Source organism: Vreelandella sp. V005, from assembly GCF_052645115.1.
In genome coordinates this window covers 18,230-42,244 of sequence record NZ_JBQXYA010000012.1, presented here as the reverse complement: position 1 = coordinate 42,244, position 24,015 = coordinate 18,230, and the positions used below count along the sequence as shown (strand labels likewise).

Sequence of the window (24,015 nt, the reverse complement as noted above, 5' to 3'; positions counted from 1 at the left end):
TCCTTTTGAAGTGGGCTTTTTTTAACTGGGGCTCTTAAGCAGTATAAGAGCCAACAGCGTTTAAGTCAGAGCCTTCAGCGTTTAAGAAGAAGGTCTGCAGCTTTTAAGGAGAAGGCCTTTAACGTTTAAGGCGCCTCTAACACCCAAGAAGTACCTTCTCGTGAGTCTTTGAGAATAATACCCAGGGCTGACAGCTCATCTCGAATCGCATCCGCCTGAGCGAAGTCCTTATTCGCTTTCGCTTCAATACGATGAGCAATTTTCGATTCAATTTCGCTTTCGCTAAGCGGCATACCCTGTTGCTGCGTGCCTTTTAGGAACGCTTGTGGTGCTTGCTGAAGCAGGCCCAAAATAGCCCCTAGCTGCTTGAGTTCTCCCCCCAGCCTAGCGGCTTCATCTGGCTGCTCCTGTTTGGCGCGGTTGAGTTCACGAGCCAGCTCAAACATCACCGCCAGCGCCTCAGGTGTGTTGAAGTCATCGTCCATCACTTGCACGAAACGCTTCCGGTAGGTGGAGGCCTCTTGGCTGATAGGGGTTTCAGCTTCAACGCCCTCTAACGCCGTATACAAGCGTGTTAGCGATTTGCGTGCTTCGGTCAATGAATCAACAGAGTAATTGATCGGGCTGCGGTAGTGGCTGGCCACCAACAGAAAGCGCACCACTTCAGGGTCGTGCTCGGCCAGCACATCACGGATGGTAAAGAAGTTACCCAGGGATTTGGACATCTTCTCCTGATTCACCCGCACTGCCCCAGCGTGCATCCAAGTATTGACATAGGTTTTGCCAGTGGCCGCCTCAGATTGTGCGATCTCGTTTTCATGATGCGGAAAAGTAAGATCCGGCCCGCCACCATGAATGTCGAAGGTGTCACCCAAGCAGCATGTCGACATTGCCGAGCACTCGATGTGCCAACCAGGACGGCCATTACCCCAGGGGGAAGCCCAATGGGCCTCACTCGGTTTGGCAGCTTTCCAAAGCACGAAATCGAGCGGGTCTTTTTTATGAATATCCACATCAACTCGACTGCCTGCACGCATATCATCAAGCTGGCGATTATTGAGTTTTCCGTAATCGGCAAACTTGCGCACCCGGTAGTAGACATCACCATTATCGGCCGCGTAGGCATAGCCTTTTTCAATCAGCGTTTCAATCATCGCTACAATATCGCCGATATGGCCGGTAGCACGGGGTTCATGGCTGGGCGCAAGTACATTCAAACGCGTTTCATCTTCGTGCATGGCATCAATCATACGCTCGGTCAGCGCAGTGATACTTTCGCCATTTTCGTCGGCGCGCTTGAGGATTTTATCATCGATATCAGTGATATTACGCACGTAGTTAACGTCGTAACCACGCTCACGCAAGTAGCGAGTGATGACGTCGAAGGCGACCATCACCCGGGCATGCCCTAGATGGCAGTAGTCATACACCGTCATACCGCAAACATACATACTCACTTTGCCCGCCACAAGCGGGGTAAAAAGTTCTTTGCGACGAGTCAAGGTATTGTAAATGTGCATGTGGCTATCCATGTTTTCTTAGCCCTTCTGCTTGATTTTGGCCCAGCTATCCTTCAGCCCTACGGTGCGGTTAAAGACTAAATGCTCTGAGGAGGAGTCATGACGATCGGCACAGAAGTAGCCAATCCGCTCGAACTGGAAGCGTGACTCGGGGGTCGCCTCGGTAAGGCTTGGCTCACCAATCGCCTGACAAGCGACCAGAGACTCCGGATTAAGATGCTCTAGAAAATCGACATCTTTGTCGCGATCCGGCTGTTCAACGGTAAACAAGTTGTCATACAGACGCACTTCCATGGGTACACCGTGCGCGGCACTTACCCAGTGAATAACGCCTTTTACCTTGCGCCCTTCTGGATTTTTGCCCAGCGTATCGAAATCAACCGAACAGTGCAGCTCGCTAATCTCACCGGCGGCGTCCTTGATCACTTCGTCACAACGGATCACATAACTATTACGTAGACGCACTTCTTTGCCCGGCGCCAAGCGGAAGAACTTTTTGGGCGCATCTTCCATAAAGTCGTCTTGATCGATATACAGCTCGCGGGTGAAAGGCACCTTGCGTACCGTCATATCTTCACGTGCAGGATGGCCGGGCACGTCGTATATCTCTTCGTGGTCTTCTGGCACATTGGTTAGCACAACTTTTAGCGGCTTTAACACGCACATGGCGCGCGGCGCATTGTCTTCTAGATCCGAACGAATGGCGTGGGTCAGCATGGCAATATCGACCAAACCGCCGTCGGCACGAGTGACGCCAATCATTTCGCAAAATTTGCGGATCGATGCCGGCGTGTAGCCGCGGCGACGCATGCCCGAGATCGTCGGCATACGCGGATCATCCCAGCCATCGACAATTTTTTCATCTACCAGCAGCTTCAACTTACGCTTGGATGTTAGCGTGTAATCCAGGTTGAGCCTAGCAAACTCGATTTGCCGTGGTTTCGCGGGAACGGGCAAGTTATTCAAAAACCACTCGTACAGCGGCCGGTGATCCTCGAACTCAAGGGTGCAGATCGAATGTGTAATACCCTCGATAGCATCCGACTGACCATGGGTGAAGTCGTACGAGGGATAGATTTTCCACTTATCTCCCGTTTGGTGATGGCTAGCATGGCGGATGCGATACAGGATAGGGTCGCGCAGGTTGATATTGGGCGATGCCATATCAATTTTCGCGCGCACGACTTTTTCACTTTCACCAAACTCGCCTTCACGCATGCGTGCCAGCAGGTCGAGATTCTCTTCAGCACTGCGCTCTCGGTAGGGACTCGGCTTGCCCGGCGCCGTTAGGGTACCGCGATACTCGCGGATTTCATCCGGTGAAAGGTCATCCACGTAAGCTTTGCCTTCACGCATCAAGTGCTGTGCCCAGGCGTAGAGCTGATCAAAATAGTCGGAAGCAAAGCGCACGGGGCCTGCCCACTCGAACCCTAACCAGCTGACATCCTCTTTTATGGCATCAATATAGGCCTGCTCTTCTTTGGCCGGGTTGGTGTCGTCAAAACGCAGATGACACTCGCCACCCAGTTGCTCCGCCAGCCCGAAATTTAGACAGATCGACTTTGCGTGGCCGATGTGCAAAAAGCCGTTGGGCTCCGGGGGGAAGCGTGTCACGATTTTAGTGACCTGGCCGCCCTCGATCTCGTCGCGTACTTGGTTACGAATGAAGTTCGGCGCTGGGGTGGTCTCGTTGGTCATGGCGGTGTTAATTACCTCGTGGTGGATGGCGTGCTGCGCCGGGAGGACATGTTCTGAAAACCTGTCTTGAAAACATAGGATACTCCTATGACCCTTCGCGGCGCAGGGCAAAACCGCTATTATAACGTGACGCCGATGCACAGCGCCAAGGCGAACGCCTTTAATGAACAGGAATTTATCAATGATCGTATTACAGACGAACCACGGTGACATCACCATCGCTCTTAACCACGAAAAAGCGCCGATTAGCGCGGCGAATTTTGAGCAGTACGTTCGCGACGGTTTTTATGACGGTACGCTGTTCCACCGGGTGATTGACGGCTTCATGGTTCAAGGTGGCGGTTTCGATAAAGACTTTGAACAAAAGCCGACACGTGACCCTATCGAGAACGAAGCCGACAACGGATTAAAAAACACCGTGGGCACATTAGCCATGGCGCGCACCCAGGATCCGCATTCTGCCACCGCACAATTTTTCATTAACGTGGGCGACAACAGTTTTCTCGATCACAGCGGGAAAAGCTTACAAGGCTGGGGTTATGCGGTATTCGGCGAAGTCGTTGAAGGCATGGAGGTCGTCAACGAAATCAAAAACGTTTCCACGACACGCCGTGGAATGCACGCCGATGTGCCTGCTGAAGATGTCATTATCGAACGCGCTTATGTGAAGGAAGCGGAATAACACGGGGAGCCTTATGCGCACATTGCTTATTGCCGACCTGCATTTAAGTAGCGATACCCCTGATACCAATCAGGGGTTTTACCTTTACCTAGAGCATACTGCTCCAGGGGCAGATGCACTGTATATTTTGGGCGACCTTTTCGATGCTTGGATCGGTGATGACCTGCTCGACGCCACCCACCACCCCGTCAGCGGCATTGCTCATGAGGTCATTACGCGTCTGCGCAAGCTTAGCGACGACGGTACCGCTGTCTATTTAATGCATGGCAACCGTGATTTCCTGCTGGGCGAACGCTTTGTGAGTGCCTGCCAGGCAATGTTGCTAGCGGATATTGAACAAGTAGAGTTGCAGGGTGTGCCGGTGGTTTTACTTCACGGTGATAGCTTGTGCACTCAAGACGAAGCCTATATGGCCTTTCGTCTTCAGTCCCGCAATCCAGAGTGGCAGGCACAAATGCTCGCCCTACCCTTGGAGCAGCGCTTGGAGCTGGCGAAAAGCTTACGCATGCAGTCAGGTGAAGCCAATGCTAATAAGGCTGAGGCGATTATGGATGTCACTCAGCAAGACGTTGTCGCGCTAATGGAGCATTATGGTGTGGCTACGATGATTCATGGTCACACGCACCGGCCCCATGTCCACGACCTGACAGTGGAAGAAGTACCTGCTAAGCGTTACGTGGTGGGCGACTGGGATAGTCAGCATGGCTGGGACATTGTGATTGAACGTTCCGATCACACCGCTCCTCGGTTGCGTCAATTTGCGCTTTCAGAGCCACCTGACGCTTAGCCGCGCCATTTTTGCTCATATCAACCTCATCGTATAAAAAAAGCCGATCGCAATGATCGGCTTTTTTGGCTACCTAAGTACTTCAACCTGCACTTCTAAACCAGCACCTCTAGCGTTCGATGTCTGCATCACTACGCAGGTCATCGACTAACCCTTGCAGAACGGACTGAGCTCGAAGTTGTTCTGCCATCTGCGAGACAAATGTCTCCATCTGCTCATCGACTTCACCTTCTGAAACGCTATCCAACGCCACCACGGCGACTCCTTCCGGTAGCTCTACGGCCCGATAAACACTGCCATCATCTTCAGGACGTGGCATGCGGAAGGCTTCCTGAACAATGACTTGCGGTACCGTGGTATCTGCTTGACGGCTCACGTTATTGGCTTCAACCCAATTGATGTCGGCTTCCTCACCCGCACGCAGGTCAGCCATCAGTGATTGCGCTTCCTCAAGCAATGCTTGCTGCTGCTGCTCGGCGGCCACTGCCATTTCGACCTCTTCGCGAACTTCATCAAGTGACAGTACTGTCGCATCACGCTGCTCAGCAACTCGAAGCACCATGCGACGATCCTGGTCGAGTTCGATGACTTCACTGTTATAGCCCTCTTCCAGCACGTCGCCGCTAAAGGCTGCGGACATCACGCCAGGCTCGGATAAAACCCCTTCAGCTTCATCATCCCGGGCGAGCCAATCACTCTGATTCAAAGTCAGGCCAATGTTGTCAGCCACGCTTTGCAGGTCATCCGCGGCAAAGCTTTCATCAATTAACTGCTGAACCCGCTGATTAAATTCATCATCGACTTCACGTAAGGCCACTTCACGGGCTAATTCATCACGCTGCTCTTCAAAAGTAGGCCCTTGAATATCAGTCACTTGAATAATGTGAAATGCATTATCCAGCTCAACCGGTTCGGAAATGTCACCCTCTTGCAAACTAAATGCAGCGTCATCAAAACTATCGCCAAAGAAACCACGGCTAATGACCCCAAGATCACCATCCTCTTCGGCACTAGCCGTATCATCAGAGTAACGCACGGCAGTGTCTGCAAACGATTCGCCATTATCCAGCGCTTCTCTGGCTGTCTCGGCCACTTCCTGAGCCTCTTCACGCGTGCGCTCATCACCAAAAGTGATCATGATATGAGAGACTTGGCGATCCGCGTCTCGGTTTTGTTCGCGCCAAGCATCACGAAGCGATTCTTCATCGACATCGCGACCTTCTGCCATTGCTTGGCGATCAACTATCACATACTCAAGACGTACCTGTTCAGGACGCTCGTAGCGCTCCTGATGGCTATCATAATAGGCTTGAAGATCGTCCTCAGTGACGCCGATATCGGACTCAACGCCGTTTCCATCCAAAATGACGTAGCGTAAGCTACGCTGCTGACGCTGCAGTTCAGCCAGACGCGCCTGCTCACTGGGCAAGCTAAAATCGCTAAATGCTAGACCCTGCTGTAAATGCTGCCGCTGAATATCGACCCGTAATTCTTCACGGAAAGATAACGGTGTGTAGCCAGCGCCTGCTAAGCGGTTACGGAACACCTCAGCGGAGAAGCGGCCGTCCTGATCATGAAATTCGGGCAAACTAACGATCAACTGATCCAATTGCTCTTCGGAAACGGCAAAATCACCCTCTTCTGCATACTGTCCCAGCAATTGTTGGGTGATGAGCTCATCAAGCACATCGCTGCGCAAAGCCCGCTCTTGCTCGGGGGGCACCTGCCCTGAGCGTAATGCGCGCTGGACTTCGAGCTCAACCTGCTGACGCATGATGGGCTGTCCATTCACGCTTGCTACTTCGTCTGGGTCGCTGCCAAAAAGCCCAAACAGTGACTCAATTCCAAACAGCGCCATGGCCGCAACCATCACACCGATAATAATTTTGGCACCCCAGCTCCTGGAGCCGTCTCGAATACTTTGCAGCATGCTAGCCTCAGATAGTCACAGCCAAACACATCGACCCGCTAAAACCTAATAAATAGGGGGCCAGAAAATAACATGGGCGCATCGCCAATGCGATGCGCCCATAAGGTTACAGCAAACGCGGTCAAATTAGTTGACGGCGTCTTTCAATGCTTTACCTGCTTTGAAGCTGGGTACTTTGGCGGCGCTGATCTGAATTGGCTGACCCGTCTGTGGGTTGCGGCCAGTTCGTGCAGCGCGCTCTTTAATGGCGAAGGTACCAAAACCTACCAGTGATACGCTTTCGCCTTTCTTAAGGCTATCGGTGACAGACTCCACCATGGCATCCAATGCGCGGGTTGCCGCTGCTTTCGGAATATCTGCAGACGCGGCAATGGCTTCAATCAGCTCGGACTTATTCACTCTTCACCCCTTGACTGTTTCAAAAATGGCTCTGAACGGCATGGTCACCGATAGGTACGACGATCAAAGCATAGCTGCGTTTTATAGCAACGCCTTGAAACACCTGTCAAGCAACCATGCTGTGAGATACCCGCTACACAAAGCAACGAGCACAAATATTAAGTAAAATTAAAGACCATGAAGGGCTTTAACAGCTTAATGAGTACTAGCAACTACGGTATTACTATACGAGGCGTCGCTGCTTTTCAACGGCGCACCGTTTTCTACATTATTTGCTAGTGCTACGGCTAAGACGTCATCTATCCAACGTACCGGACGAATATCAAGTGCACCTTTGATATTGTCAGGCACTTCCTTGAGATCACGACGGTTTTCTTCAGGGATTAGCACTATCTTTATACCACCGCGGCGGGCTGCCAGCAATTTCTCCTTAAGACCGCCAATAGGTAACACTTCGCCGCGCAAATTGACCTCACCGGTCATGGCTACGTCACAACGGACTGCACGGCTCGTATAAGCGGAAACAATCGCCGTCACCATAGCGATACCTGCACTCGGGCCATCCTTGGGCGTTGCCCCTTCAGGCACGTGAATATGCAGATCCTCTTTTTCAAACCGTTCAGGATCAATACCGTATGCTTCTGCTCTGGCCCTAACCACCGTTTGAGCCGCGCTTACCGACTCTTTCATGACATCACCAAGAGAACCGGTTTTGTTGATACGGCCTTTGCCAGGCGTTACTACAGACTCAATGTTAAGCAATTCACCACCGACGGATGTCCAGGCAAGCCCCGTGACTCGGCCAACCTGATCTTCCTGTTCAGCGAGTCCATAGCTATAGCGACGTACACCTGCATAGTGCTCAATTTGCTCACTGGTTAGGTTCTGGCCTTCCTGAACATTGGCTGGATCTCGTTCTTTTTCAATACGCTCTCGTAGCACTTTACGCGCCACTTTGGCGATCTGGCGCTCAAGCTCACGCACACCTGCTTCACGGGTGTAATAGCGAATAAGCTCTAAAAGTGCGCTATCTTCCAGCGCTAACTCTTCATCTTTTAAGCCGTTGGCGGCCAATTGCTTCGGCAATAAGTAGCGTTTGGCGATGGCCAGCTTCTCATCTTCTGTGTAGCCCGGCAGACGAATAATCTCCATGCGGTCTAGTAGAGCGCTAGGGATATTCATCGAGTTCGCAGTACATATGAAGAGCGTTTCTGAAAGATCGTAATCAAGCTCTAGGTAATGATCGCTGAAGCTATTGTTCTGTTCAGGATCAAGCACTTCAAGCAGCGCAGAGGCAGGATCACCGCGATGGTCCATGCCCAGCTTGTCAACTTCATCCAATAAAAATAGCGGATTTTTGACGGCGGCCCGGCTCATACGCTGCATTAATTTACCCGGCAGCGACCCGATATAGGTGCGGCGGTGACCACGAATTTCCGACTCGTCGCGCACACCACCCAACGCCAAGCGCACATACTTGCGATTGGTCGCGCGCGCAATGGACTGGCCAAGTGACGTTTTACCTACCCCAGGCGGACCGACCAAGCACAACACAGGCCCTTTCATCTTGCGTACGCGCTTCTGAACCGCAAGATATTCAAGAATACGCGCCTTGACCTCCTCCAGGCCGTAGTGATCCTCATCCAGCACCTGCTGTGCTTTGACAAGGTCGTGCTTGACCCGGGTACGTTTTTTCCAGGGAACCGCCACCAGCCAATCCAGGTAAGAGCGAACAACGGTGGCTTCGGCGGAGTTTGAGGCCATCATTTTGAGTTTATTGAGCTCTTGTGTGGCTTTCTCAAATGCCTCTTTCGGCATCCCGGCTTCTTTAATCGCCAGCTCGTACTTTTCGGCCTCATTAGGCACATTATCCAGCTCACCCATCTCTTTCTGGATGGCTTTCATCTGCTCATTGAGGTAGTACTCACGCTGGGTTTTCTCCATCTGCTCTTTAACCCGTGAGCGGATGCGTTTTTCTACCTGAAGCAGATCAATTTCAGACTCAATCAGCGCCATCAGGTGCTCGATGCGATCACGCACCCGATCCATCTCTAGCAATTCTTGTTTATCGCCAATCTTTAACGATAGATGGGCACAAATGGTGTCCACTAAGCGACTTGGGTCTTCAATACCTGACAAGGAGTTAAGTACCTCGTTAGGGACTTTCTTGGAAAGCTTCACATACTGCTCAAACTGGTTGAGGAGTACACGAACGAGTGCCTCTTGCTCCCGGCTGGTGAGCGGCTCGCTATCACGGGGTGTTAGATGTGCTTGCGTGTAGCCCGCATCATTATCTTCAACACTTATGACATCCGCTCTAAAATTGCCTTCAATAAGTACCTTGACCGTGCCATCCGGGAGCTTAAGCAGCTGCATAATGTCAGCCACGGTACCCATCGAATAAAGGTCAGCGTTATCGGGCTCGTCCTGAGAAGCTTCACGTTGAGCCACCAACAAGACACGCTTATCAGCCTCCATCGCTGCTTCGAGCGCCTGAATGGACTTTTCACGACCAACAAAAAGGGGTATTACCATTTGCGGATAAACGACCACATCGCGCAACGGTAATAGGGGTAGACATTGTGTCTGTTCGGCGTTCTGCTGCATCGCAGACGTTCCTCGGCAAATCGGATGAATACTTAAAAAAGAGTACTTGCTAAAGTACTACATCGTCTTCAATAAGCTGTTGTAAACACGTAAGCATTGAGCGAACTAGGCAGTAACACCTCGCGACAACGCCTTTCAACAACAATGCTATTGGTAACCTGAGCGCTCTTCAGCGATGCTGCGCTTTAACGGCGTTGAGCCTCAACAGCAAGGGGTCGCCTAAGCGACCCCTTGAATTTAGCGCAAGCGGTTAAAGCGGGGCCGACATTTGACTAATCACTAGCCATCGGTGCCGTCGACTCGCGCTTCTTCCTGCTGAGAGTAAATTAACAGAGGCTCGCTCTCACCAGCGATCACTGAGCCATCAATGACCACTTTGCTGACACCTTCCAGTGATGGGATTTCATACATGGTATCAAGCAGCACCGACTCGAGAATAGAGCGCAATCCGCGGGCACCTGTCTTACGCTCCATCGCTTTTTCGGCGACGGCACGAAGTGCCTCTTCTCTGAACTCAAGCGCCACGTCTTCCATTTCAAACAACTTGACATATTGCTTGATCAAGGAATTCTTGGGCTCGGTCAGTATCTGGATCAATGCGTCTTCAGTAAGCTCCATCAGTGTCGCGATGATAGGCAGACGACCCACAAACTCAGGTATCAGACCAAACTTAACCAAGTCTTCCGGCTCAACGTCAGCTAGCAGCTCGCCCACACCACGAGAGGACTCCTTACTCTTGACGGCCGCATTGAAACCAATACCACCTTTCTCAGCGCGGTCACGGATTACCTTGTCCAAGCCCGCGAAAGCACCACCCACTATAAACAGGATGTTGGCTGTATTGACCTGGACAAATTCCTGCTGGGGGTGCTTGCGCCCACCTTGGGGTGGCACTGATGCAGTAGTACCTTCAATAAGCTTAAGAAGTGCTTGCTGGACGCCTTCGCCCGAAACGTCACGAGTAATCGAAGGGTTATCCGATTTACGTGAAATTTTATCGATCTCGTCGATATAAACGATACCGCGCTCAGCTTTTTCGACATCGTAATCGCATTTCTGCAACAGCTTTTGAATGATATTTTCTACATCTTCACCGACGTAGCCAGCTTCTGTCAGCGTGGTCGCATCAGCAATTGTAAAGGGCACATTCAATAGCCGTGCCATGGTCTCCGCCAACAGCGTTTTACCGCTACCAGTGGGGCCAATTAGCAGAATATTTGATTTACCCAGCTCAACATCGCCGTCGCGGACATCGGTCTTTAAACGCTTGTAGTGGTTATAAACCGCTACGGAGAGCACCATTTTGGCGCGATCCTGTCCGATGACGTAGTCATCCAGAGTATGACGTATTTCGCGAGGCGTCGGTAAACGCTCCTCGTCGCTCTCGGCATCGGCTTCGAGAACTTCCTCGCGAATGATGTCATTACATAAGTCGACACACTCATCGCAGATATAGACGGACGGGCCCGCAATTAACTTACGTACTTCGTTTTGATTTTTGCCACAAAACGAGCAGTAGAGCAATTTGCCACCTTCGTCCTTGCCTTTGCCGTCGGCCATTCGCATACCTCTGTCACTGCGGCGGCTCACGCCGCCGGAAAAGCTCGTTAGAAAAGCAGACTCCTATCACGCTATCAGGATGTAGGCCGCTTATCCAGCACTGCATCAATTAAGCCATACTCTTTGGCTTTATTGGCGCTCATGAAATTATCCCGATCAGTATCACGCGAGACAGCTTCGATATCTTGGCCAGTATGATGGGCAAGAATCTGATTCAGCTTTTCGCGAATACCCAGAATTTCTCGGGTATGTATTTCGATATCAGACGCTTGGCCTTGATAACCACCCAGCGGCTGATGAATCATGACACGTGAATTGGGCAGGCAATAACGCTTCCCAGCAGCGCCCGCTGTTAATAACAGCGCGCCCATGCTCGCAGCTTGTCCAATACATACCGTTGAGACATCAGGCTTCACAAACTGCATCGTGTCGTAAATCGACATTCCCGCGGTGACCGAACCACCTGGCGAGTTGATATACAGGTGAATATCTTTATCTGGATTTTCCGACTCCAGAAACAGTAACTGAGCGACCACCAAATTAGCCATGTAGTCTTCTACAGGGCCTACCAAAAAGATCACACGCTCTTTCAACAGGCGTGAATAAATGTCGTAGGCTCTTTCCCCTTTGGCGCTTTGCTCAACCACCATGGGCACTAAACCGCCGGCGTTTTGAATATCAAACTCACTCATTTAGGTGATTCCTTGCGTCCGGGAAGGGAAAGGCGCACCGACATAGAGGTGCGCCACGTTCCAGGGTGTTAGGCGCTCGCTTGCTCGCCCTCTTCAGCACCCTCTTCTTGCTCTGCCTGCTGCTGAGCAGCGGCAAGGGCTTGCTGATAAGACATTTCCACATCTTTAATGTTCGTTTGCTCAAGCAGTTTCGCAACCGCTTTTTCTTCGAGAATGGCAGATTTTACTTGGGTTTTCAGCTGCTCATTACCCATGTAATAGCTGACCACTTCTTCAGGATCTTGGTACTGCTCAGCAAGCTCGGTTACTTTTGCTTTGATGGCATCATCATCAGCATCAAGTTCGTTAGCTTTAATCACTTCAGCCAGCAACAAACCAACCTGAACACGGCCTTTGGCCTGCTCTTCAAACAGCTCGTTTGGCAGCTGGCTAACGTCGAAATCTTCACCTAAGCCAAACTGCTGGGCCGCTTGGCGCTTCATGCCATCCGTTTCTTGCTGAACCAGAGCGCTCGGCACAGGGATCTCATTTACTTTTTTCAACGCATCCAGCACTTGCTGCTTAACCCGGTTATCAACGGCTTGCGATGCTTCACGCGTCATGTTCTTCTTGATTTCAGCGCGGAATTTCTCCTGATCGCCGCCTTCAACGCCAAAACGCTCGATGAACTCGTCATCTACTTCAGGCAATTTCTGACGGCTAACTTTATGCACTGTCACTTTGAAGGTGGCTTCTTTACCGGCCAAGTGTTCTGCCTGGTAATCGTCAGGGAAGGTAACGTTAAGCGTCTTCTCTTCTCCTGCCTTGGCACCAATTAGCTGCTCTTCAAAACCTGGAATGAAGCTATTGGAACCAATGACCAATGAATGACCTTCAGCGCTACCGCCTTCAAACGGCTCATCGCCAATATAACCCTGGAAATCGATAGTCACCTGATCACCATCAGCGGCGGCGGCATCGACCTCTTCCCACGCAGCGTTTTGCTTGCGCAGCGTATCGATCATTTCATCGACATCCGCATCGCTAACTGAAACCACGGGGCGCTCAATCTCTGTGCCTTCAATCGAGTTCAGCTCTACCTGCGGGTAAATTTCCATCACCGCCACGAATTCAAGATCTTTGCCAGATTCATTAACGGAGGGTTCAATTTGCGGAAAACCAGCCGGGTTGAGGCCTTCATCGGTAATAGCGCGCACGTAACGCTCACGCATTACTTCGCTGACGACTTCGTTACGAACGTCCTGGCCGTAGCGCTGCTGAACGACTGCCATTGGCACCCGGCCCTGGCGAAAACCATTCAAGCGAACGTTCTTCGCGGTGTCTTTCAAGCGAGCACTAACGGCCTCGTCGATTTCGGCAGCCGGCACTTGAATAGTAATGCGACGTTCGATCTGGGAGGTCGTCTCGACAGAAACTTGCATGAATTGTCCTCTAACGGCTGGGCGTTGTGTTGATTGCATGTAATTTTGCTGATTGGATCTAATAAGATCAAAGGGGCAATTTTAAGAACCCCAACGCATGGTGGCAAGCGCCATGCTCGCAACATGGGGGCAGTGAATTCAAAAACAAGGTAATAAGTGTTTAATTAACTGCTTTAGGGTGTCGTTGGCTTCATTATTAGCCCAATGCTGCCGCATCAGGGTCATTCTACTGCTTTGTTGAGTCAGCAGCGACTTTTTCAATTTTTGACTTAGGCGCTAAATGCCACCTTATTCAGATTGAGGCTCACAAGACCACCACAGGCTGAGCGTATGAAGAAGCACCCCAAGCGTAGCACCATGAGAAATAAATACTTGCCAACTGATCCACTCGGTAAACAGCGCGTGCCAGCCAGCCATCAACGACATGCCTAGTAGCAGCATGATAACCAATCGTTTGCACAATGGCGGGAGCTTGCGGCGCATATCTGACGCTAATAAGCGCCACTGGAGAACGGCCGCAAACGCCACCAGTGCAAAAGCGAGACTAATCAACGTCTGGCGTGTTTCATGGCCACCCGCCATATAGCGAGGCAACGTGGCCAACATAACCACACAGATACCCAGTAAAACACTAATTCGCTCAGGCGAGGAAGGAGCTCGCTGCATCGATTAACCCACCTCCAACTGCTGAGCAACAATCCACTCCTCTACCCAGGGCAAAGCAGCATCGTCGGCCATAAAGGTCTCCATGGCATCGACTTCTAACCGCTCGCCTAGACGAGTCGCACCGTGATCTGCCAGCAGCTCATCAAGCGCACGCCCAGCACCGCAAAATGTATCTCCATAAGAGCTATCGCCCAAAGCAATGAGCCCGTAACGAAGAGAGCTAAGTGAAGGGCTTTGATCGCGCAACTGACGAACAAAGGGCACAAAACTACCGGGAAAATCGCCACTGCCAGTGGTTGATACACAAAACAGCGCTAAATCGGCATCACCAGTGACAATATCATCAATCGACGGCTGCTCATGAATCTCCACTGCATAACCGGCCTGTTCAAACAATGGCTTCACCTGTTCTGCAACATCCAAGGCGCCGCCGTACATCGTTCCCACTAAAATATTCAGCTTTGGCATCGTCACTCCCCTGCTAAAGTGTCACAGTGCCAACCGTCAAGTCGACAAATACCCGATGAATTTGCTCAAATATTAACATGACTGGTTAAAATGAAACACACAACGTCATGATCAGCTCATTACCGTCAACCAGGAGTCACTATGCAGCAAACCTTTGAGACTTGGATCACCCCGCTCATGATCGGGGGATTAATTATATTTATGTTTTTTATCATTTGGGACTTGGCTAAGAAATCTAACGCAAGCAAGTTTGGCACCATCATGCTGTTTGTCGTCCTAGGCGCCGGCATGCTGGGTTACGTTATCAAAGTCGTTATTACTTGGTTAATTGAGAGCGGCAATATTTAATCTCTGTGGTGTTTTTTATAAAGCAAGGCTGACCCAACGTAAAAAGGAGCGCTCGAAAGCACTCCTTTTAGAAGTAACACCTAGCAATTAGACACCCAGCGTATTGATTGAGCAGTTAAAACTATTCATTACCTGCATAATGTTCGACCTGCTGCTTGAGCTTTTGACCTGGACGAAACGTGACGACCCGCCGAGCAGAAATGGGAATTTCCTCACCGGTTTTGGGGTTTCGTCCCGGCCGTTCGCGCTTATCACGTAGATCAAAGTTACCAAAGCCCGATAACTTGACCTGCTCGTTCTCACGCAGGCAAGCCCGTATCTCTTCAAAAAAAGCTTCGACCATGGCTTTCGCTTCTCGCTTGGACAAGGCCAGCTCAGCATGCAAATGCTCAGCCAGCTCTGCTTTGGTCAACGCACCCATAAGGCTTCTCCTTATCCTTGAAGCAGATACAGCAGCAAGTAAGCGCTGTATCAACCGTATAGTAGTAAACGCATTGCCAAGAACGTGATAAGCATCGTGGCGAGGCCTAAGCATTTACTAGCTACTTATTTAGCCGCGCAGATCCGCATCCAGCTTGACACGCACTTGTGTCACGATTGAATCGACCAACTGATTGATTTCTTCATCGTTTAGCGTGCGCGATGGATGCTGCCAGGTCAAGCCCAACGCAATACTCTTGTGGCCTTCTGCGACCCCTTTACCCGCATAAACGTCAAATAGCTTAATATCCTGCAGGTAATCCCCCGCTTGCTCCCTGGCACAATCCAGCAATGATTGAACAGAGGTAGCTTCTTTGAGTATAAACGCTAAATCACGACGCACCTCTGGAAAGCGAGATAGCGGTTCAAAGGCTGGCACACTGCCTTGGCTTAGCATATCCAGGCGCACTTCAAACAACACAGCATCCATTTTCAAACCCAGCGTTGCTCGCACTTGCGGATGCAGCGTGCCAATCCAGCCTGCAGGTTTACCATTGTGCAGCAGCTGCGCACTTTGCCCAGGATGAAGTGCGGGGTGCTCTGCGGGCTCGAACCGCCAAGCATCTTCTTCACCACCCAGGGCGATGACGCTTTCTAGATCTCCCTTAAGGTCATAAAAGTCGACGCGATCTCTGACCCCGCTCCATCCTTCTGTTTCACGCGGGCCACACACTAAAGCACCCAGCATCGGTATCTGCGACAACGCATCCAATTCGCCATTAAATACTAGCCCGGTTTCAAATAATCGCACACGGGTTTGCTGCCGATTGAGGTTGTGCTCCATGGCACGAACTAGGCCGGGAAATAAACTTGCACGCATTACCGACAAATCAGCCGAGATAGGATTGGCAAGTACAGGCGTCACGGCATCGGGCAACAACGTCGCTTGCAACTCAGGCGCAACAAAGCTGTAGGTGATCGCCTCTTGAAAGCCACGGGCAACCATCTGCTGACGCAGACGTGACTGAGTGAGCGTCGCCTCATTCGCCGAACGCAGTGCTAAGCGTGCCGCAGGGCGACGCACCGGTAAGTTATTATAACCATGTATGCGCGCCACCTCTTCGATGAGGTCTTCCTCAATGGCCAAGTCGAAACGCCAGCTGGGCGCAGTCACTGCCCAATCTTCACCCTGCATGCTGACATTAAGACCTAGGCGCTGAAGAATATCGCTGACGTCACCGCTATCGAGAGTCTTGGAGAGGGCTTTTTCTAAACGCTCGCTGCGCAATACGATAGCGCGCTCGGCGGGCATATGCGCTGCACTCTTCGCTTCAACAGCAGGCCCTGCCTCGCCGCCACAAATCTCTATTAACAGTTGTGTAGCCCGCTCGACGGCAACGGGCGTTAACTGCGGGTCGACACCGCGCTCAAAACGATGCGATGCATCGGTATGCAGTCCGTAAGAGCGAGCTTGACCTGCAATCGCAAGCGGCGTGAAGAAGGCTGACTCAAGAAAAATAGTGTGAGTATTTTCATTTACGCCGGAGTTTTCGCCCCCCATCACCCCTGCCATAGCAAGCGGCCCAGAATGATCGGCGATAACCAGTGTTTCTGGGCGCAGCGCTACATCGTTACCATCCAGCAGCGTTAGCTTCTCGCCTGGCTTGGCCATGCGAACCACGATGCCACCCTGTAGATTGTCACGATCAAAGGCGTGCATTGGCTGGCCTAACTCCAGCATGACGTAATTGGTAATATCCACCACTGGATCAATAGAACGTACGCCACTGCGGCGCAGACGCTCAGCCATCCAAAGGGGTGTTTCAGCTTTAACATTGACGCCCTTGATCACACGGCCAATATAGCGCGGACACTGCTCAGGTGCTTCAATGTTAACCGTAAAGCTATCCTTAATTTTAGCAGCCACCGGCTCTATCATTGGCCCGTTAACCGGCAATCGGTTAAGAACCCCCACCTCACGGGACAACCCCTTAATACTAAGGCAGTCACCGCGATTGGGCGTCAGATCGACCTCGATCGTCATGTCGTTAAGATGCATGAACTCTCTGAAATCAATACCCACTGGCGCCGCTGACGATAGCACCAGAATGCCGGGCGAGGTTTCTTCTTCCAGCCCTAGCTCTGATGCTGAACAGATCATTCCGCGCGATTCAACGCCGCGTAGCTTGGCTTTTTTGATTTTAAAATCACCGGGCAGTACGCCACCCACCCGGGCAAAGGGAATTTTCTGACCAACCTCCACATTGGATGCACCGCAAACGACCTGCACAGGTTCGCCCGTACCATCATTCACGGTACATACATTGAGCTTGTCTGCGTCTGGATGCTTCTCTTTACTCAGCACCTCAGCCACGACGACACCGCTGAATTCGGTGGCTACCGCTTCAATGGCATCGACTTCCAAGCCCGCCATGGTGATTTGATCGGCCATTGCCTGCGTTTCAAGCTGCGGCGATACCCACTCGCGCAGCCACTGTTCTGAAAATTTCATCGTTGATCCTGTATTCGGCGGCGGTCTTAAGCGAATTGACGTAAAAAACGCAGATCGTTTTCAAAAAACAGGCGTAAATCATTTACGCCGTAGCGCAGCATTGCCAAACGCTCAGCCCCCATTCCGAAGGCAAACCCCGTATAGCGCTCAGTATCGATACCTGAATGCCTGAACACTTCAGGATGAACCATGCCGCAACCCATCACTTCCAGCCAACCGCTATGGGAACAGACGCGACAGCCTGACCCACTACACATCACGCACTGAATATCCACTTCCGCGGAGGGTTCAGTGAATGGAAAGTAAGAAGGACGGAAACGTACCGAAAGATCATCGCGCTCGAAAAATGCCTGCAAAAAATCTTCGATCGTCCCTTTAAGATCGGCAAAGCTAACGCCCTCATCGACCAACAGCCCCTCGACTTGATGAAACATGGGCGTGTGGGTCAGGTCTGAGTCGCTGCGATACACGCGCCCTGGGCAAACAATACGGATAGGCGGCTCACTGCTTTTCATCGTGCGTACTTGCACTGGCGAGGTGTGAGTTCGCAGCAGCCGCGTAGCATCAAAATAGAACGTATCTGCCATGCCTCGAGCCGGATGGTGGGCAGGAATATTCAGCGCTTCGAAATTATGATAGTCATCCTCAATCTCAGGCCCTACCGCTACATCATAACCAATTCGCGTAAACAGCCCCTCTATGCGCTCAAGCGTACGTGTCACAGGATGCAGACCGCCTTCGGCTTGGCCACGCCCCGGCAAAGTGACATCGATACTCTCAGCGGCCAAACGAGCATTCAGCGCAGTACTTTCAAGCTGCTGTCGCTTGGCATCAATTTCGTCGGCTAGGGTTTGCTTGGCCTGATTAATACGCTCACCCGCTGCCGGGCGCTCTTCGGCTGACAGTTTTCCCAGGCCTTTCAGCAAGGCAGTTACCTCACCTTTCTTACCTAAGTAGCGTACTCGTAACTCGTCTAGTGCGGCGACACTCTGCGCAGCCTGAATGGCGTCGCGAGCCTCAGATACCAGAGTAGGAAGGTGATCCATCCGTTTCACTCCGAATTAAGCGGTGTCCATCTCTAAAGATGGCGTGGCACGTTGAAGGTGACAAAAAAACAGGGGAAGAGCGGCTGCTCTTCCCCTGTATGGGCCACTCTTAAATGACCTCAGGCACGTTGCACAGGCAAAAGCCCAGCACAAACTACCTTATTGGGCAGCCTTGGCTTTTTCCACGATGGCAGCAAATGCAGCCTTCTCGTGTACTGCCAAATCGGCCAATACTTTACGGTCGATTTCGATACCGGCTTTCTTGAGACCGCCAACAAAGCGGCTGTAAGACATACCATTGACGCGTGCACCGGCGTTAATACGCTGGATCCATAGCGCGCGGAACTGACGCTTACGGTTGCGACGGTCACGGTACGCATACTGACCTGCTTTGATAACGGCTTGCTTGGCAACGCGGAAAACGCGCGAACGGGCACCGTAGTAACCTTTAGCAAGTTTCAATACTTTTTTATGGCGACGACGCGCTACTACGCCACGTTTAACTCGAGTCATAACACACTCCTGACTTTAAGGCTGAGACGAACAAATTTCGCACTCAGAAATACAAAAACCCGACTTATAGATTCGGCAGCATACGCTGGATGAGCGCTTTATCAGATGCGTGAATCTGCTTCATTCCACGCAATTGACGCTTACGCTTGGTCGTTTTCTTGGTCAGGATGTGGCTACGGTGAGACTGCTTGTGCTTAAAGCCTGTCGCAGTCTTCTTGAAGCGCTTAGCAGCGCCACTGTTACTTTTGATTTTCGGCATGAGGAAAACTCCGCTCGATATTTTTTAGAAAACCCAGGGCCGACCACCGTTTTAACGGCGGCCCGTTAACATCGCCGTTGGATCACTTCTTCTTCGGGGCAATAATCATGATCATCTGGCGCCCTTCCATTTTCGGGAAAGACTCTACCGCTCCGATCTCTTCCAGGTCTGCCGCAATCCTTTCCATCAGCTTACGGCCGATGTCCTGGTGCGCCATTTCGCGACCACGGAAGCGCAGTGTGACTTTGCCCTTGTCACCACCTTCCAAAAAGCGCGTCAGGTTTTTAAGCTTAACCTGATAATCGCCTTCGTCGGTGCCAGGACGGAATTTAACTTCCTTAACCTGGATTTGCTTCTGCTTCTTCTTTTGAGCCGCTTTCTGCTTCTTGGTCTCAAAAACGAATTTACCGTAATCCATAATCTTACAGACAATGGGATCGGCATTCGAAATTTGCACGAGGTCTAAGCTTTCAGATTCAGCACGCTCAAGCGCTTCGGTGGTGGGCACAACACCCAACTGTTCACCGTCACTACCGATAAGGCGCACTTCTTCTTCAACAATTCGCTCGTTCATTGGTGGACGTTTGTCTGCTGGACGCCCGCGCTGGTTGCTTCGCTTGATCGTTCTGTCTCCTTAGGCAATTGACGATGTCGCCAGGGCTGCTCTCTCGGCAGTATGACGGTCAATAAATTCATCGATCGTCATTGTACCGAGGTTTTCGCCGCTGCGTGTTCGCACGGCCACTGAGTCAGCTTCGACTTCCTTATCTCCAACCACAAGGAGATAGGGAATTTTCTGTAACGTATGCTCACGGATTTTAAAGCCGATCTTCTCGTTCCTCAAGTCCGCTTTGACACGCAAGCCACTTTTTTGCAGACGCGCTTCCAATTCAAGCGCATATTCACGCTGTGAATCGGTAATGGTCATAATCACCGCCTGCTGTGGTGCCAGCCATAATGGCATAGCGCCTGCATAATGTTCAATCAAGATGCCAATGAAACGCTCCATTGAGCCAACGATAGCTCGGTGCAGCATGACCGGAGGCTTTCGATCGCCCTCTTCGGTCACATATTGAGCACCGAGTCGCTCTGGCATCATGAAATCTACCTGCATGGTACCCACCTGCCATTCGCGACCCAGGCAGTCTTTCATATGATATTCAATCTTGGGGCCATAGAACGCACCTTCACCAGGAAGTTCCTGCCAATCCACATCGCAAGATTTTAACGCACTACGCAAGGCGTCTTCCGCACGATCCCAAACCTCGTCGCTTCCGATACGCTTTTCGGGACGAAGTGCAATTTTAATAGCAATGTCTTCAAAGCCAAAATCACTATACACCTTCAGCGCTTGGCGATGGAAATCCGTTACCTCTGGCTCAACTTGAGCTTCGGTACAAAAAACATGGCCATCATCTTGAGTAAATGCTCGCACGCGCATGATACCGTGCAACGCACCCGAAGGCTCATTACGGTGGCAACCGCCAAACTCACCAAAACGCACCGGTAGTTCGCGGTAGCTGCGTAAACCGGAATTAAATACCTGAACATGTCCAGGGCAATTCATGGGTTTAAGGGCATATTCGCGCTTTTCTGACTCAGTAAAGAACATGCCGTCTGCATAGTTATCCCAATGCCCTGACTTCTTCCACAGCGACACATCCATTATTTGAGGGCAGCGAATTTCCTGGTAACCCCCCTCTTTATAAACACCGCGCATATATTGTTCGATCTGCTGCCATAACGCCCACCCATTCGGGTGCCAAAAAATCATGCCTGGCGCTTCTTCCTGCATATGGAAAAGATCTAATCGACGCGCTAACTTCCGGTGATCACGCTTCTCTGCCTCTTCGAGACGCTTGATATAGGCCTTGAGCTGCTTTTTATCGCCCCACGCGGTACCATAGATCCGCGTCAGCATCGTGTTAGCGGCATCACCACGCCAATAGGCACCTGCCAGCTTAGTTAGCTTAAAGGCTGCCAAGTGGCGCGTATTCGGCACGTGCGGACCACGGCACATGTCGGTGTACTCTTCGTGATGATAAAGCCGAATGGTTGCATCGTCGGGAATATCGCGGATTATTTCCTGCTTATACGGCTCATCACGAACTAAAAAGGTCGACATTGCCTTGTCACGGTCGACATATTCGCGCACCACATCATATTCGCGCTCAATCAAAGACTGCATGCGCGCTTCTATTGCTTCCAGATCTTCCGGCGTAACAGGTTGGCCAAACTCAATATCGTAATAAAAACCGTCTTCTATGACCGGCCCAATCGCCATTTTGGCTTCGGGGTACATCTGTTTAACGGCGTGACCAATCAGGTGGGCGCAAGAGTGACGAATAATCTCCAACCCTTCAGCGTCGCGTGCGGTGATGATAGCGACACTCGCATCTTTTTCGATTAAGTCAGCCGCATCTACCAGCACACCATCAATCTTTCCAGCCACGCAAGCCTTAGCCAAACCAGGGCCAATGGATTCTGCGAGCTGCATGATAGTTAGTGGCGCTTCAAACGTTCTTTGACTGCCATCAGGCAGAGTAACAATAGGCATTCAGGTTCCTTGAGCGCAGTGGTGATCCATACCAAGGATCACATTTCGCTATCAATGGTCTTGGGGGCGCAAACGTAGTAATAAAACAGCGGCAAGATTAGCAGAATTGCCGATCGCTTAAAATAAAAACGGGAGGCATAAGCCTCCCGTTTCTGTTGCTGTGATTGGTAGTTAGCCGATTACGGATAACCAGCAAGTCTCAGCTGATAAGTGAACTTAGTTCCACTCATCCAGTTCAACACGACGGTTCTGGAAGCGACCTTCTTCAGTTTCGTTAGAAGCGATGGGGCGCTCTTCGCCGTAACCTACTGCACGCATGCGGTTAGCATCTACACCTTGGCTCGCAAGGTAAGAGGCAACAGATTCGGCACGCTCTTGTGACAAGTTTTTGTTGTACTCGTCAGAACCACGTGAGTCTGTATGACCTTCGATGCTTACACGCACGTCAGGATTGCTAACCAAGCGCTCAGCAACACCGTTCAGTACGCTGCGGGCGTTAGAAGTCAGTTGAGCAGAATCAAACTCAAAGTTAACTTCTTTTAGAACAACGCTGTCCGGGCAACCCAGAGCGTTAACTTCTACGCCTGCCGGGGTGTTAGGACACTGGTCACGGTAATCCGGAACGCCGTCGTTATCAGAGTCAAGCGGGCAACCGTTGGCATTAACTTCAACGCCGGCCGGTGTACCTGGGCACTGATCACGGTAATCCGGAACGCCGTCGCCGTCAGAATCTAGCGGGCAACCTTCAGCGTCAACAGCAACACCAGCAGGCACTTCGCCGTAGCTCGGGCACTGAGGAGCAACCGGCTCAGGCGTGCGATCAGCACATAGCAAACCGCCGATAGCAGCACCAGCAACAGCACCCGTTGCAGTACCGCTCTCTTCATCAGAGCTGCTGCTAGTGGCGTAGCCAATGCTGCCACCGATAAGACTGCCTGCCAGACCGCAAACGGCAGGGTGCTGGTACCAGCTACGGTCGCTGCTAGCGCTTGATTGGCTAGAAGACTGTGATGCTGAGCTGGCACAGCCAGAGAGACCTACTACCAGTGCGGAACCGATTAGCAAGCCAGTCGTTGATTTTTTCATGCAAGACTCCTTCTTGATCCAATGCTGAAATGGCCATGAGTGACCAAATCTATCCAATGCTTCTTATTGCGAGAGCATCCATTTTTCGCCTGCTCTGCACCGCTGGTTTTATACGCTGGCATAGTACTTATATAACGTACTAGATGCCCAGCATCCAGATAATACAGAGCTGTGTGCCTATCATTAACGCTTATACGTAAGAAGGCAACAATGCCGAGATATCAACTTCTTGCCAATACCGACATTCTGTAGCATAGCAAAATTGCCCCAATGGGCACTACAAAATAGCATGCTATACTTTTTGGCGACTAAAAGTCGCTCAAAATCGTTATTTAATGTAATGCACCTGACCCTTTGGCACGCCATTTCAACACTTCTTTGGCCGCTTCTAACACCGCTTCTCGCATTTCATTTTCTACCATTAACCGCTCTTTGTCTTCTTGCATTCGAGCTTGAGGTGTCAGTTGTTGACGAGCAGAATGCGTTTTCAAATGCTGTGTGCGGCTATAGTGTTCAGCAAATGCCTGAAATTCACGCCGCTCAGTTAAGCTAGGGTCAATAATTTCAAGTAATACTTTACAACGCCACGCCCCTTCAGTGATATCTACCTGCTCCTGAACTAGTGCACTGGCTACATAATCAAGATTTTCCAAGCTATTTTGTTGAGCACGAGTATCTTCATCGCGTCGGTAGGCTTCCCGGCGACCCACCTCTTGGCGTAAAAACCAAGCATAGGCACCGAGGGCTACGATGACCGCTATGGCCACCGCCAATAAAATCAGTGCTCCCGTCGAGTTCATGAAACTCCTTACTTTCTCTATAAATTGCTTGACGAAAATTGTAC

The 24,015-nt window shown here is 51.2% G+C and carries 22 protein-coding genes; 3 read left to right on the top strand and 19 right to left on the bottom strand.

Annotated features, from left to right (window positions below):
- Positions 1 to 125: 125 nt before the first annotated feature.
- Together cysS and ACUN8H_RS18260 are read right to left on the bottom strand one after the other, a co-directional pair.
- The gene (gene cysS / locus ACUN8H_RS18265) at positions 126 to 1,520 is read right to left on the bottom strand and encodes a cysteine--tRNA ligase (RefSeq protein WP_445533458.1); all 1,395 of its coding nucleotides are present in this window, start codon (positions 1,518 to 1,520) and stop codon (positions 126 to 128) included.
- 18 nt (positions 1,521 to 1,538) lie between these two features.
- Complete coding sequence (locus tag ACUN8H_RS18260; RefSeq protein ID WP_445533457.1) at positions 1,539 to 3,218, bottom strand: glutamine--tRNA ligase/YqeY domain fusion protein; 1,680 nt, start codon at positions 3,216 to 3,218, stop codon at positions 1,539 to 1,541.
- Positions 3,219 to 3,399: 181 nt separating this feature from the next.
- Between ACUN8H_RS18260 and ACUN8H_RS18255 the strand changes: the two genes are divergently transcribed.
- Complete coding sequence (locus ACUN8H_RS18255; RefSeq protein ID WP_445533456.1) at positions 3,400 to 3,900, top strand: peptidylprolyl isomerase; 501 nt, start codon at positions 3,400 to 3,402, stop codon at positions 3,898 to 3,900.
- 13 nt (positions 3,901 to 3,913) lie between these two features.
- Positions 3,914 to 4,687: a UDP-2,3-diacylglucosamine diphosphatase gene (locus ACUN8H_RS18250; RefSeq protein ID WP_445533455.1), complete on the top strand. Its 774-nt coding sequence runs from the start codon at positions 3,914 to 3,916 to the stop codon at positions 4,685 to 4,687.
- Positions 4,688 to 4,796: 109 nt separating this feature from the next.
- Here ACUN8H_RS18250 and ACUN8H_RS18245 read toward each other — a convergent pair whose 3' ends face one another.
- The 8 genes from ACUN8H_RS18245 to ACUN8H_RS18210 all read right to left on the bottom strand — a co-directional run bounded on the left by ACUN8H_RS18245 (position 4,797) and on the right by ACUN8H_RS18210 (position 14,430).
- Complete coding sequence (locus tag ACUN8H_RS18245) at positions 4,797 to 6,617, bottom strand: SurA N-terminal domain-containing protein (protein ID WP_445533454.1); 1,821 nt, start codon at positions 6,615 to 6,617, stop codon at positions 4,797 to 4,799.
- Between the two features lie 126 nt (positions 6,618 to 6,743).
- On the bottom strand, positions 6,744 to 7,016 hold the full coding sequence (locus ACUN8H_RS18240; RefSeq protein WP_007114333.1) for an HU family DNA-binding protein: 273 nt from the start codon (positions 7,014 to 7,016) through the stop codon (positions 6,744 to 6,746).
- Between the two features lie 195 nt (positions 7,017 to 7,211).
- Positions 7,212 to 9,623 carry an endopeptidase La gene (lon, locus tag ACUN8H_RS18235; RefSeq protein ID WP_445533453.1) on the bottom strand — a complete coding sequence of 804 codons (2,412 nt, stop codon included), beginning with the start codon at positions 9,621 to 9,623 and terminating at the stop codon, positions 7,212 to 7,214.
- A 279-nt stretch (positions 9,624 to 9,902) separates the two neighbouring features.
- Complete coding sequence (gene clpX / locus ACUN8H_RS18230; protein WP_295711689.1) at positions 9,903 to 11,183, bottom strand: ATP-dependent Clp protease ATP-binding subunit ClpX; 1,281 nt, start codon at positions 11,181 to 11,183, stop codon at positions 9,903 to 9,905.
- Positions 11,184 to 11,257: 74 nt separating this feature from the next.
- On the bottom strand, positions 11,258 to 11,875 hold the full coding sequence (gene clpP / locus ACUN8H_RS18225) for an ATP-dependent Clp endopeptidase proteolytic subunit ClpP (protein WP_088700269.1): 618 nt from the start codon (positions 11,873 to 11,875) through the stop codon (positions 11,258 to 11,260).
- Between the two features lie 68 nt (positions 11,876 to 11,943).
- Entirely contained in the window at positions 11,944 to 13,296 is a 1,353-nt protein-coding gene (tig, locus tag ACUN8H_RS18220; RefSeq protein ID WP_445533452.1) for a trigger factor, read from the bottom strand.
- Between the two features lie 288 nt (positions 13,297 to 13,584).
- Positions 13,585 to 13,962, bottom strand: a complete 378-nt coding sequence (locus ACUN8H_RS18215) for a hypothetical protein (protein ID WP_445533451.1) — start codon at positions 13,960 to 13,962, stop codon at positions 13,585 to 13,587.
- Positions 13,963 to 13,965: 3 nt separating this feature from the next.
- Positions 13,966 to 14,430 carry a flavodoxin gene (locus ACUN8H_RS18210; RefSeq protein ID WP_445533450.1) on the bottom strand — a complete coding sequence of 155 codons (465 nt, stop codon included), beginning with the start codon at positions 14,428 to 14,430 and terminating at the stop codon, positions 13,966 to 13,968.
- A 141-nt stretch (positions 14,431 to 14,571) separates the two neighbouring features.
- Between ACUN8H_RS18210 and ACUN8H_RS18205 the strand changes: the two genes are divergently transcribed.
- Positions 14,572 to 14,778 carry a DUF2788 domain-containing protein gene (locus ACUN8H_RS18205; RefSeq protein ID WP_445533449.1) on the top strand — a complete coding sequence of 69 codons (207 nt, stop codon included), beginning with the start codon at positions 14,572 to 14,574 and terminating at the stop codon, positions 14,776 to 14,778.
- Positions 14,779 to 14,899: 121 nt separating this feature from the next.
- Here ACUN8H_RS18205 and ACUN8H_RS18200 read toward each other — a convergent pair whose 3' ends face one another.
- The 9 genes from ACUN8H_RS18200 to ACUN8H_RS18160 all read right to left on the bottom strand — a co-directional run bounded on the left by ACUN8H_RS18200 (position 14,900) and on the right by ACUN8H_RS18160 (position 23,971).
- Positions 14,900 to 15,199 (bottom strand): integration host factor subunit alpha, encoded by a 300-nt coding sequence (locus tag ACUN8H_RS18200; RefSeq protein WP_445533448.1) that lies wholly within the window; start codon positions 15,197 to 15,199, stop codon positions 14,900 to 14,902.
- A gap of 129 nt (positions 15,200 to 15,328) precedes the next feature.
- On the bottom strand, positions 15,329 to 17,710 hold the full coding sequence (pheT, locus tag ACUN8H_RS18195; protein ID WP_445533447.1) for a phenylalanine--tRNA ligase subunit beta: 2,382 nt from the start codon (positions 17,708 to 17,710) through the stop codon (positions 15,329 to 15,331).
- A gap of 26 nt (positions 17,711 to 17,736) precedes the next feature.
- Positions 17,737 to 18,756, bottom strand: coding sequence for a phenylalanine--tRNA ligase subunit alpha (pheS, locus tag ACUN8H_RS18190; protein WP_445533446.1), 1,020 nt, complete (start codon positions 18,754 to 18,756; stop codon positions 17,737 to 17,739).
- A gap of 159 nt (positions 18,757 to 18,915) precedes the next feature.
- Complete coding sequence (rplT, locus tag ACUN8H_RS18185; protein WP_007114344.1) at positions 18,916 to 19,269, bottom strand: 50S ribosomal protein L20; 354 nt, start codon at positions 19,267 to 19,269, stop codon at positions 18,916 to 18,918.
- Positions 19,270 to 19,333: 64 nt separating this feature from the next.
- Positions 19,334 to 19,528: a 50S ribosomal protein L35 gene (rpmI, locus tag ACUN8H_RS18180; protein ID WP_295711667.1), complete on the bottom strand. Its 195-nt coding sequence runs from the start codon at positions 19,526 to 19,528 to the stop codon at positions 19,334 to 19,336.
- 82 nt (positions 19,529 to 19,610) lie between these two features.
- Complete coding sequence (gene infC, locus ACUN8H_RS18175; protein ID WP_008957470.1) at positions 19,611 to 20,102, bottom strand: translation initiation factor IF-3; 492 nt, start codon at positions 20,100 to 20,102, stop codon at positions 19,611 to 19,613.
- A gap of 60 nt (positions 20,103 to 20,162) precedes the next feature.
- A complete protein-coding gene (thrS, locus tag ACUN8H_RS18170) occupies positions 20,163 to 22,085 on the bottom strand; it encodes a threonine--tRNA ligase (protein WP_445533445.1) in 1,923 nt (640 codons plus the stop codon).
- Positions 22,086 to 22,301: 216 nt separating this feature from the next.
- Entirely contained in the window at positions 22,302 to 23,171 is an 870-nt protein-coding gene (locus ACUN8H_RS18165; protein WP_445533444.1) for an OmpA family protein, read from the bottom strand.
- A gap of 332 nt (positions 23,172 to 23,503) precedes the next feature.
- A complete protein-coding gene (locus ACUN8H_RS18160; protein ID WP_445533443.1) occupies positions 23,504 to 23,971 on the bottom strand; it encodes a DUF2489 domain-containing protein in 468 nt (155 codons plus the stop codon).
- Positions 23,972 to 24,015 lie beyond the last annotated feature (44 nt).